At 30.0% G+C, this 13,037-nt stretch carries 9 protein-coding genes and 1 pseudogene; 6 read left to right on the top strand and 4 right to left on the bottom strand.

The window, feature by feature from the left end:
* Positions 1 to 21: 21 nt before the first annotated feature.
* The 4 genes from ECH_RS01385 to ECH_RS01370 form a co-directional block, all read right to left on the bottom strand.
* On the bottom strand, positions 22 to 1,437 hold the full coding sequence (locus ECH_RS01385) for a sigma-54-dependent transcriptional regulator (protein ID WP_044148019.1): 1,416 nt from the start codon (positions 1,435 to 1,437) through the stop codon (positions 22 to 24).
* A 272-nt stretch (positions 1,438 to 1,709) separates the two neighbouring features.
* Complete coding sequence (locus ECH_RS01380) at positions 1,710 to 2,525, bottom strand: cell division protein FtsQ/DivIB (protein WP_011452539.1); 816 nt, start codon at positions 2,523 to 2,525, stop codon at positions 1,710 to 1,712.
* Between the two features lie 644 nt (positions 2,526 to 3,169).
* Positions 3,170 to 4,117 (bottom strand): glutathione synthase, encoded by a 948-nt coding sequence (gene gshB, locus ECH_RS01375; RefSeq protein WP_006009923.1) that lies wholly within the window; start codon positions 4,115 to 4,117, stop codon positions 3,170 to 3,172.
* A gap of 398 nt (positions 4,118 to 4,515) precedes the next feature.
* The gene (locus ECH_RS01370; protein WP_043881591.1) at positions 4,516 to 5,106 is read right to left on the bottom strand and encodes a BON domain-containing protein; all 591 of its coding nucleotides are present in this window, start codon (positions 5,104 to 5,106) and stop codon (positions 4,516 to 4,518) included.
* 417 nt (positions 5,107 to 5,523) lie between these two features.
* Here ECH_RS01370 and aspS point away from each other — a divergent pair, with 417 nt between their 5' ends.
* The 6 genes and pseudogenes from aspS to ECH_RS01340 all read left to right on the top strand — a co-directional run bounded on the left by aspS (position 5,524) and on the right by ECH_RS01340 (position 12,808).
* Entirely contained in the window at positions 5,524 to 7,296 is a 1,773-nt protein-coding gene (gene aspS, locus ECH_RS01365; RefSeq protein ID WP_011452538.1) for an aspartate--tRNA ligase, read from the top strand.
* Positions 7,297 to 7,353: 57 nt separating this feature from the next.
* Positions 7,354 to 7,506: pseudogene (locus ECH_RS01360) on the top strand (hydroxymethyltransferase); the annotation flags it as partial.
* A 170-nt stretch (positions 7,507 to 7,676) separates the two neighbouring features.
* A complete protein-coding gene (locus tag ECH_RS01355; protein ID WP_006009915.1) occupies positions 7,677 to 8,309 on the top strand; it encodes an HAD family hydrolase in 633 nt (210 codons plus the stop codon).
* Entirely contained in the window at positions 8,306 to 8,797 is a 492-nt protein-coding gene (locus ECH_RS01350; RefSeq protein WP_006009957.1) for an RDD family protein, read from the top strand. Before ECH_RS01355 ends, ECH_RS01350 begins: the two co-directional genes overlap by 4 nt.
* A gap of 410 nt (positions 8,798 to 9,207) precedes the next feature.
* Positions 9,208 to 11,829 (top strand): pyruvate, phosphate dikinase, encoded by a 2,622-nt coding sequence (gene ppdK, locus ECH_RS01345; protein WP_011452537.1) that lies wholly within the window; start codon positions 9,208 to 9,210, stop codon positions 11,827 to 11,829.
* A gap of 295 nt (positions 11,830 to 12,124) precedes the next feature.
* Positions 12,125 to 12,808 (top strand): hypothetical protein, encoded by a 684-nt coding sequence (locus tag ECH_RS01340; RefSeq protein ID WP_006011217.1) that lies wholly within the window; start codon positions 12,125 to 12,127, stop codon positions 12,806 to 12,808.
* The last annotated feature ends 229 nt before the right edge of the window (positions 12,809 to 13,037 follow it).

Below are 13,037 nucleotides of genomic sequence, written 5' to 3'. Positions count from 1 at the left end.
TCTAACATCACATAATATAAGTTACTCAGATATACTACACAATCCTAAAACTTTCAATTTGCGATGAAGTGCGGAACGCTCCATACCAACAAATTCAGCAGTTTTTGACACATTACCTCCAAAACGTGACAACTGAGTTTTCAAATACTGTCTTTCAAACTCCTCACGTGCTTGGCGAAGAGGAACAGATATGACTTTAGCACTCAGAACATCATTGATAGGAGAATTCGATACTATATCTACCGGCAAATCTTTTGCAGTAATAATTTCTTTAGGAGATTTCATAATTAATATCCACTCTATAACATTACGTAATTGACGTAAGTTACCTGGCCATTCATAAGATTGCATCGCTATTAAAGCTTCATCACTCAATATATGTGTACACAATCCTATTTTCTTACATATGCTACTCATAAAATATCTACACAGCTCTGGAATATCAGTACAATACTCTACTAGAGACGGTACTCTAATTGGAAGAACATTCAATCTATAATATAAATCCTCACAAAACTTCCCAGCTCTTACTTCATTTTCTATATCTTTTGAAGATGAAACAATAATCCTCACATCTACACTTACAGGAATTTTGCTATTCTCTCTGTATATTTTTCCTTCTTGCAATAACCTAAGTAATCGTAACTGAGTATCATATCTTAAATCTGTAACCTCATCTATAAAGAGTGTTCCATGATTTGCTTGTTCTATTATGCCAATATGAGGTGGTACCCTATGAGACAAAATGTTACTGCTTTCCTCACTACCAAATATATTAACTAAGTAATTATTTGCAGGCAACATAGATGAATACATCGATATAAACGGTGTATCATATCCTTTTGATTTTTTATGTATTAATCTAGCAACTACTTCTTTTCCTACGCCAGGCGATCCAGTGATTAAAATGCGACTGGACGTTGTAGCAGCTTTATTAATCATACTCCTTAGATTTTTTATTACAGGAGAGTTGCCAACTATTTCGTAATCTTCAAATGTTGATTTTAATTCGTCATTTTCTCTACGCAATCTACCAGATTCTATCGCTCTCTTAACTACTAACTTTAATCTACCTTCTGTAAAAGGTTTCTCTATATAATCATAAGCTCCCATGTGCAAAGACTTCACAGCAGTAGCAATATTACCATGTCCACTAATCATAATCACAGGTAAATATGGATACCTTTCCTTTAGTTTCTCTAAAACACTTAACCCATCAATATCTGATCCTTTTAACCATATATCTAGTAAAACAACATCTGGTTCTTTCTCATAAGCCATCTTAATAGCAGACAACCCATCAACTGCTAATTTTGTGACATAATTATCATCACTTAATATATCCTTTATTAAATTCCTAATATCAACTTCATCATCAACAACCAATACTTCAGAAATATACAATCTTTCTTTGGACATTTCAAAATTCTGTGCCATAATTACCTACAATACTGATGAAACACCACAAAACACAGTGTACTCTATATAAGTACACTTAATAATACTACTATACACATTAATGATCAACAACCAATATATAAAATTCGTTATTTTTAATCTATAAATTTTAAACATATAATAAAAATTTATTACAATTATCATTAATTTATCAAACATAGGATTCCTATACATCCAAACGGATAAACAAACATAGCAATATATAATTTATTATCAATTTTATAAATACATTATAACTAATCGTTAATAAATTATTCTATTATATTAATTTGACTAGGGATACGCATATCCACACTCTTCCAAATTAAAAATTCATTAGAAGCTTCATATATACTCAGTAAACTATTCCAAGCATTATGAGGATTTTCCTTAGGTAACTTAATGTTTACTCCGCTAGATAAAACAATATCCCAACGACCACCATCAACATAAGACATAGAAGAAATCATATTACTGAGAACACTATTCTCATTAAGTAGTTTTTTTATGAAATGTAAATCTTTCAACGCTTCATTACCATATATTGATATTAAATCATCTTCTTCTTCTTCACTATCAACAATAACATGTCCTGTATCATCAATAATTGAACTACCATAATTATGATACCAATTCGCAAAAGGCAAATATTCTAGAACTTTTATCTGTAAAACATTAGGTAATAATCGTTTCACTGAAACATCTTTAATCCATTTATTATTACTCTTTATCTTCTTCTGCAATTCACTTAAAGATATAAATAAAATAGATTTATCAATATCAATGAATTTTTCTATATAGTCTGAAGTAACAAATTTATTTCCATCAATAACTACCCTTTCAACAGCAAACCCATAATTAACTAACTGATTCGATAGAACCACAGCACAATTTTGTAACCCATTAATTATTTTTCCTTTAAAAAAATAAGTAAAGAACATACTAAGAATAATGATCACTAAGAAAATAAAATTCTTACGTATAAAAAAAACCCTGGTCGACTTAAGAATATTAAGGCTACTGATACTATTAACATTGCTTAAAGACTGATAATTAACTATATCTTTAAGATTACTAATTTCACTCATAATAACACCATAATTCTTTTAATTAAAGATTTAACAACTTAATTTAAAGCATTAACTATTAAAAGCAAATCATGCCAGATAAAACTTCAATAATAAAAATTAATATATGCATGAACAATCGTTTATACAAGAAACTCAACTCCTAAAAATATCAATAGAACATTTCAGTGATTAAAACATTTATATAAACTTTTCAAGTAATAAATACTATTTATGCAATTAAGGTCAACACAAACCACTACAGACTACACATTACATAAAGCTAAATTATGTACAATATCAAATTAAAACATAACCCTTTACTAAGAGATAATAAAAAATAATACCACAAATATACTTATCTAAACTTGGAATTTTTATAACATAGCAAAACAATCGATATTTATCTTTGATATAAAAAAGTTATAATAAATTAGTATGAGAAGTAAAAATTTAAAGTAATATGTTAATAAAGACGGTATAGAAAATTTTTTAGAACTAATTTCAACTTCTTGATATCAAATAACCATCATCAAAATAAATACACAACATTAAACTAAATGCATTTATCCCTATAGTCAGAAAATTTTTATTAATACGTTATTATATTCAATTCAAATAATAGAAGCACTATTAAAGTTACTAGTTTTTACAAACAGCATAATCTATATACTATTATGTTTTTCATAAAACTTCTCTTCAAAACAATCCCAACATTTTTTTTCTAAAGACACACCATACAACTCATTAATTTGTAAAATACCACATGGAGAAGTAACATTTATTTCTATCAAATACCCATCTAACACATCAATTCCAACAAATACCATTCCTTTGCCCAACAACTCTTGTTCTATAGCTGAACATATAGCTATATCTCGATCTGACAATGTTGCAACTTCTGGAACTGATCCCATTCGCAAATTAGTTCTTATTTCTTCATTAATTCCATTAAATGATATTCTACGTTTAAAAACTCCTATAGGCTTACCATCCAAAAGAATAATTCTCTTATCGTTACTGACATTTGGTATAAATTTTTGAGCAATTATAGGGCATCCATATTTTTCTGTCATTAATTTCGCTATAACCCCAATATCAACATTACTATGCATTCTAGTAACATCATTTCCACCATAACTATATAAAGGCTTTAACACTATATCCTTATGTTTATTATAGAAATCCTGCAACATAATATAATCTTCAGTAACTATAGTATCTGGTATAAATTCAGGGAATGAAAGTGGTAATAATTTTTCTGTATGATCTCTAAGACTTTTAGGGTTATTTATCACAAGTGGTCTTTTTAATCTTTCTAAAATATATGTACTTGTAATATAACGCATGTCAAATGGTGGGTTTTGACGCACAAAAATTATATTAACATCTTCAAGCAACAATTCTTGTACATCAGCAAATCGTAGTTCTTGACCTTCTATAGTTACCAAGCATGCTCTGGCAATTGGCATGTTATCTTTTACTGCTAATTGATTAGGAGAATAAAAGAATACAGTATGCCCCCTATTTTGCGCTTCTTGTATAAATTTAACTGACATATCCTTATCAACAACAACATCTTTATCCATTTGAAAAGCAACAATTAGTGCCATATATTACCTCTTATATTTCTCTACTAAGCCGATAGCTTCTTATAACCCTTACTTTATTGAATGAGAATAACAAAATTCTTAAGATATCGAAATATAAAAGATCATGACGTAAACAACATACTAGTTCATATGCTATCTTATATTAAGCATTCACAAAAAAGACCTTGATTCAGCAAACTAGCATAAAAAACTTGGAAGATATTAAACACAACATTTAAAACTTAAAGACATACTTATATTAAATGAAGAATTAATCACATATTACAATACAAAAGTACATTTTAAACATGTATTAATTATATGTCATACGTATGTAATTCACACATTTATTTATAGTCCTACAGTAATGTAAAATTACTTATTGTAAAAAACAGCGTATATAAAATTGAAGTAGATGATTAATCACGTAACTTGCTATCCTTTAATCTTACATAACTAATAACTTGTTTTACTTTTTTGACTTTTTGCGCTATTGATACAACCTTATCCAACTCCTCCTGATCTTGAGCTATACCCATTAAATAAACAGTCCCATTTATTGTATTAACACTATAATTCATAGACTTAACTTTACTTTGAGAAAGGATCCGTGCTTTTACCTGAGCACTAATCATAGTATCAACAGCTGTTTCTTTTATATTAATTGCATTTTTATCTACAGTTATTTCATTCACCACTTCTCTTACATCCTTCTGCTGCCATGCAACTTTTTCAGCTTTTATTTGATCATCCAATGATTTCACGTGTCCTATCAATAATATACGCCCTTCACTAACCTTAACAGTTACCTGAGGAAATAACCCTGCCTTAAATAGCTCTTTATTAATTCTAATCAATATTGCTGTATCATCTATAGTATCACCAACTGATTTATCTTGTAATGTAATAATTGCACCTGTAGTAACAGCAAGCCCAGCCATTATCCCTGAACAACCAGACTGGCTTATAATTAAAAAAATTAGCAACAAAAAATTTACTAGAAAACGCATATGGAACAGTAAAAGCATAAAGCGACAGGGTTATGCTATACAACTTTTTATAGTGTGTAAATAGTAAAATATTTTATACCTTTTTAAAATATAGTATACTTTAACACTTTAGTAATTATAAGTTTCATTGAAAATTTAGTAAGAACCACACACTAAGGATTACAAAACACATAATAATCAAACTCACTAACTAGATTTGTAGAAATCATATGTTGATTGTAATATTTATAAATACAAATTTTATACTTTAAATACCAATTACAATTTTACAGCAAATACATTTCCTGAAGATTTAGCTTTCTTAAAAAGGAAAACTAAAACACAAATCCCAAAAATTATTTAATAACAATCTTCCAAAAATACTTTTAATGTATGCATTATTGTATAAAATAGATTGACATTAAAAATATAGATCTTATGAACATATATAGAACACATCTATGCGATCAGCTAAGGAAAGAACATATAAATCAGGAGGTTACTCTTTCTGGATGGATATACAGAAAGCGTGACCATGGGAAAATTATTTTTGTAGATCTACGCGATCATTATGGAATTACACAATTAGTATTCAATGAAGCTGATAATCAAAATTTTCAATTAATTACTCACTTAAGATTAGAAAGTGTTATTACAGTAAAAGGAATAGTAGTAGCCAGAGACAGCTCTACTATAAATACCGCAGTCAGTACTGGATTTATTGAAGTTGTAGTAAAACATGTCATTATTGAAGGAGAAGCAGACCCTCTACCATTAAACATTACATCAACACAAGATTATCCTGAAGAAATAAGGCTTAAGTATAGGTTCCTGGATTTAAGACGTGATAAAGTAAAAAACAATATTATTTTAAGATCTAAAATCATTTCAGAACTACGGAAAAGCATGGAAGCCATGGGTTTCATTGAAATACAAACTCCTATTTTAACATCATCATCTCCAGAGGGAGCAAGAGACTATTTAGTGCCAAGTCGCATTCATCATGGAAAGTTTTATGCTTTACCTCAAGCTCCACAACTGTTTAAACAGATATTAATGGTTAGTGGATTTGATAAATACTTTCAAATAGCACCTTGTTTCAGGGATGAAGATGCAAGGTCAGACCGCTCACCAGGAGAATTTTATCAATTAGACATTGAAATGTCTTTTGTTAGTCAAGAAGATGTATTTAATGTGATTGAACCAGTATTACTTAATGTATTTAGCAAGTTTTCAAACAAAACTATTGATAAGGAATTTCCAAGAATATCATACCATGATGCAATGTTACATTATGGATCAGATAAACCAGATCTACGAAATCCATTGATAATTCAGGATGTTACTGAAATATTTAGGGATTCTCAATTTAACATATTTAATTCAAATATAAAACAAGGAATGGTAGTACGAGCAATACCAGCACCTAATACAGCAACCAACCCGCGAAGTTTCTTTGATAATAAGATTGAATTTGCAAAAACATTAGGGGCACAAGGACTAGGATATATTACTTTTAATGATGATTTTTCTGCAAAAGGACCTATAGCTAAGTTTCTAGACGAAGAAAGATTAAATAGAATCAAATCTATTTGTAATTTACAACCCGGAGATAGTGTATTTTTCGTATCAGAAACAGAAGATAAAGCTACAGAACTTGCAGGAGAAGTAAGAACTCTATTAGGAAAAGAACTTAATCTAATTGAAAAAGACACCTTTAGATTTTGCTGGATTATTGACTTCCCATATTTTAAATATGATAAAAAGGAAAAGTCTATTAACTTTTTCCACAATCCTTTTTCAATGCCACAAGGAGGGTTAGAAGCTTTAAATAATCAAAATCCTCTAGATATACTTGCATATCAATATGACATAGTTTGCAACGGTATAGAAATCTCAAGCGGTGCTATTCGCAACCATAAACTCGACATCATGTACAAAGCATTTTCTATAGCCGGGTATACCAAAGAAATGGTAGACCAAAAATTTAATTCCCTAACTCGTGCTTTCAAATTTGGTGCACCTCCACATGGAGGGATTGCCCCAGGAATAGACCGTATGGTAATGTTACTAGCAGACGCAACAAACATTAGAGAAGTAATTTGTTTCCCGTTAAATCAATCCGGAGAAGACTTACTCATGAGTGCTCCATCAGAAATAGATAAGGAACATTTAAAATTACTATCACTAAGCATTACAAAGAAGTCTTAATATTACACAATATTTCCATGTGATGTAGTGTACCATTAGTAGTACATAATCACAACGCCACTAATGCATGTTATTGTTGCTAAAGCTGTAGCATTTGCAGAAGCATTGAAGCCTGAGTTTAAAGATTATGCAAAACAAATAATAAAAAATTCTAAGGCTTTGGGTGAAGTGTTTAAAGAAAGAGAGCTTGATTTTGTGACAGGTGGTACAAAATGCTACACTAATGGTAAGCATATTATTTGTTTTATAAGCAATACACTACATTTATAATTATGATTCTTGTAATTAATGTTCAATTAAACATTGAAAATAATCCTGACTTTCATAGAATCTTAATACATGTATTACAAGAATGGTAATTTTAGAAATCTAAATAAACGATGAAACAACCAACAGCAGTAATATTCGATTGGTACAATACACTAATTGATACCAGTATTAATATCGATCGTACAACTTTTTACCAAGTATTGGATCAGATGGGATATAAAAATATAGATCTGGACTCTATTCCCAATTCTACAATACCAAAATATCTAATCACATTACTAGGGAAAAGGTGGAAAGAAGCAACCATCTTGTATGAGAACAGTCTAGAGAAATCACAAAAATCAGACAATTTCATGCTGAATGATGGAGCTATTGAATTATTAGATACACTAAAAGAAAATAATATCACCATGGCAATTGTAAGCAATAAGAATGGTGAACGTTTACGATCTGAAATACATCATAAAAATCTAACACACTATTTTGACTCTATCATCGGCTCTGGAGATACAGGAACTATAAAACCATCCCCTGAACCAGTATTAGCAGCATTGACAAATATAAATATTGAACCAAGCAAAGAAGTATTTTTCATAGGAGATAGTATATCAGATATACAAAGTGCAATTGAAGCGGGATGCCTACCCATAAAATACGGTAGCACCAATATTATAAAGGATATTCTTTCTTTTAAAAATTTTTATGATATTCGTAACTTTATCTGTCAATTAATAAATATATGACTATAAAAAAAACTAAAACCGCAAATATAATAAAAAGGGTATTGGCAAGCATTATTGACCATGTAATTCTATCATTACTTAACTACCCCATTGTACTGTTAACAAACGATATAACAATTATACCATTTATTTTTAATGTATTAAGTAGTTGTTACTATTACACATATTTTTTATCCTCCAAAACACAAGCATCTATTGGACAAAAAATATTAAACATACACACTATACGTTGTGATCATAAAAAAATTGATATTCGGCTAGCATTTGATAGATCATTATCAGAATTTCTCTGCCCTACTATCCTGATGATGAGCATACAAGCAATAAATATGAACATTAATAATATTTTTATAGTAAGTATTATATTTTTGATTACCATGGTAACATTTGTAACATCAACATGTTGGTATTTAATTGCGTTATTTTCACAAAAGAATCAAACCTTACATGATATCATGTTTAACACCATGGTAGTAGATAATGAGTAACCTCTGATATACTACTCTGTCAACAAAAACATACAAGTCATATCATACTAGTATTATAGTACCATATACAACACACTAATCCTTACACCTACTTAGATTATCATAATTGATAAAGAACACACTTGTTATTTTATATCATTACCACAAGTACAGTATTTATAACACACATGTTACTTTATACGTTTACATAACCTTCACTACCAACGCGTTACTCTTCATAAACACTATATACAAAATATAGCATTTATTGATATACATGAAACATCACTGTTTATTTTGACATTACACATACTTAATTAATTATTTCACAATAGTTGCACTATGGAGAATTAGGTTTTATAGTATATTCAGCGAATGTAGTATAAATGACTATTATAGCATAAAAACACAATTTTTTCGGTTCTCTTCATATGAGTGAAAAATTAATATATTATTTTAGTAAAACAAAGTGTGATGGAAGTCTTACATTAAGTCATATCCTAGGTGGTAAAGGCGCAAATCTAGCAGAAATGTGTAATATTGGTGTAGATGTACCACCTGGGTTTACAGTATCAACAGCTGTATGCAACTATTATTATCAACACAGTAAGTTACCTGATAACATATTCAGCTTGGTAGAAAATGCTATTGAATTTTTAAATAATGAAGTAAATTTAAAATTTGGTGATAACGATAATCCTCTTCTATTCTCAGTAAGATCAGGAAGTGTTAGCTCTATGCCGGGAATGCTAGATACAATATTAAATGTAGGATTAAATGATAACACAGTAATAGGGTTAGCAAAAAAAAGTGGTGAATTCTTTGCTTATGATAGTTACCGTAGACTCATACAGATGTATGCACATACAGTATTACAAATAGAGAGTAATTTATTTGAAGAAGTAATATGTAAAAAAAAAAGAGAAGCTGGTATCCCAGTAAATAGTCAAATATCAGACCCCAATATACTAAAAGAAATAATAATTGAATTTAAAAAAATAGTCAGTACTCATACTAACAAAGATTTTCCTCAAGATGTTCATGAACAACTATATAATTCAATAGACGCAGTTTTCAGATCATGGATGAATAAACGAGCGGTTATATATAGAAAAATACACAACATACCGGATAATTTAGGAACAGCTGTTAACGTACAATCCATGGTATTTGGTAATATGAGTCAAAATTCTGCTACAGGCGTTGTATTTACCCGTAATCCATCAACTGGAGAAAAAGAAATCTTTGGAGAATTTTTAGTAAACGCACAAGGAGAAGATGTAGTATCTGGAACTCATATTCCATTACCACTAAATAAAATGCAGGAATTAATGCCACAACCTTACAGTGATTTAGAAAAGGTATGTCAAAAACTAGAACTACATTACCGTGAAATGCAAGATGTAGAATTTACAATAGAAAACGGTAAGTTATGGATTTTACAGTCTAGACCAGGAAAACGCAGTATTCAATCTGCCGTCAAAATAGCAGTAGACATGGTAGAAGAAAAATTAATTTCAAGAGAAGAAGCAATACTAAGAATTGATTACAAATCATTCAGTAAGTTATTCCATCCAATACTTGAAAATAATACAAATATCAATATTATCGCACGAGGGCTACCAGCATCTCCGGGTGCAGCAACTGGATATGCAGCATTTACCCCTAATGATGCAGAACAATTCAGAAAAGACGGAAAAAATGCTATACTAATACGCCAAGAAACCAATCCAGAAGATATAAATGGAATGAACAGTTCTGTAGGTATTATCACATTAAGAGGTGGAATGACCTCTCATGCAGCAGTAGTAGCCAGGGGTATGGGTAAGCCCTGTATCTGTAGTGCAAATGGGATATTTATAGATAAGAGTGAGCAATTTTTTTATACGAACACAGGACTTAAAGTACATAAGGGTGACAACATCACAATAAATGGATGTAATGGAGAAGTAATTCTAGGAACTATAAAAACAGTCACCCCTAAATTAAGTGAGAGTTTTTACAAACTAATGCAGTGGGTAGATGAAATAAGAATACTCAAAGTAATGGCAAATGCTGATACCCCAGAAGATACAGATATAGCTATGAACTTCCAAGCCGATGGAATAGGATTATGTCGCACAGAACATATGTTTTTTTCTGACAAGAGAATAAGTATTGTACAAGAAATGATTGTATCTGATACAAAAGAAGAGAGAATAGCAGCACTAGAAAAACTTGAAGTTATGCAGAAAGAAGATTTTAAAAAAATCTTCAAATCTACAATCAATAAGCAAGTGACCATTAGATTACTCGACCCTCCATTACATGAATTTCTTCCAGATAATGACAATGCAATAAATGAAGTTTCAGTAAGAACTGGTAAATCTTTAGAGAAATTAAGGAACAAGGTTCTATACTTATCTGAAAAGAATCCAATGCTGGGACATCGTGGATGCAGACTTGCTATATCATACCCTGAAATATATGAAATGCAAGTTAGGGCAATCTTTCTCGCAATAAAAGAACTACAAGAAGAAACAGACATAACAGGAATAGTGCCTGAAATAATGATACCCCTAGTTATGAATGAAAAAGAGCTTGTTATCATTAAAGAATTAATTAGTAATGTAGCACAGCAATTTAATAATCCAAAGTATTCAATAGGGACAATGATAGAGTTACCCAAAGCAGCTCTAATTGCAGATAAAATTGCTCAACATGCTCAATTTTTTAGTTTTGGAACAAACGATCTTACTCAAACTACTTTAGGAGTATCTAGAGATGATTCTGCAAGCTTTATTGAAATATATAAGGATTTAGAAATAATAAAACAAGACCCTTTTGAAACCTTAGATATTGAAGGAGTAGGTAAATTAATATCAATTGCTGTAGATTTGGGTAGGAAATCTTCTCCGAATATTAAAATCGGTATATGCGGAGAACATGGTGGGAACTTTGATTCCATACAATTCTTTGCAAAACTGAATCTAAATTATATTTCTTGTTCTCCATATAGAATTCCAACAGCAAGGTTAATAGCTGCACAAGCTGCTATTATGAACAGAGTGTAGAATAATAGATGGCTATGAGTTTATCCATACCTACTAATTAAGAGACTTTTTTGTGCGTATTTCTACCAGAGACGAAAGTTCCTTTTTCTTTCAATACCATGATATGTTAAAATACAATTACATTTTATAGATGACACTGTAATTATAAAAAATCACATAACTATTTTTTTAATCCTCATTCTATTATCATTGCTTTAATTGTAATACAAACAAAATTTACTTTTTAATCTAAATATTTCCTAAAACCATTCACTGTAGTAACGTTGACACATGTTATCATTCAAGGTAAATAAAAATGCTCATGTTTGTTGCCGATAAAATCATACCACCATATATTCCAGCAGTAGGAACAGGAAGAGGATATAGTACAGATGGCATTGCAATCCCTAGAAATTCAAAAGAAATTTTAAGAAGTAAAATTACTCCAGGCACAAAACCTTTAGTAATATTTATTGGGGGAGCATTAGATGATACAACAAGACTTGTATTACACTTATATGCCAAATATTACACACAGAACCATAATCACCAAGATATAGCATATGCAACTTGGGGATCATCAGCAATAATCCCAATAATAAAAGCCTGGTACGAAGCACAGCAAAAAATTTGCCTTGTGGGACATAGTTGGGGAGGAGACACTGGATACAAAGTCATAAAAACACTTAAAACAAATACCATAGATTTATTATGTACAATTGACCCAGTATCACGTGTAGGAATTGGTGGCAAATTACCTAAACCCCACAATTTAAAAAAATGGTACAACGTTGCAATAGATTATAAAAAAGTTAAATCTTCTATTAATAATATAATTGCACAATTAGGAGGCCCGTGGTCTGATTGCATACATGCAGATAAAAACTTCATAATAGACACAGTAGAAATCGATGGACACCTAATTTCAGCAGATCATGCAATGGCAGAAGTGTTATTCTACATATACTTTAATGAATTTGTAAAAAATTTTGCTATGTAACAAACAATATAGGAACAACTAAACAAACTACATAAAAATATAGATAAACTTATATAGCTTCAAGAATTATAAAAGTAACTAAATTTATTTATAATTTATAACTAATTTTCGTATACATACATGATTTACTACACACAAAATGTTTTCGATGAGATTCCGAGATTAAAATTGATATTGAAAGAAAATACTATATAAGATACTTTACTTTAAAAAGCTTTATTGTTATCTA

The sequence above is a fragment of the Ehrlichia chaffeensis str. Arkansas genome (assembly GCF_000013145.1).
Lineage (GTDB): Bacteria > Pseudomonadota > Alphaproteobacteria > Rickettsiales > Anaplasmataceae > Ehrlichia > Ehrlichia chaffeensis.
The sequence above is the reverse complement of the archived record's forward strand: the minus strand, read 5'-3'. Positions and strand labels throughout refer to the sequence as shown.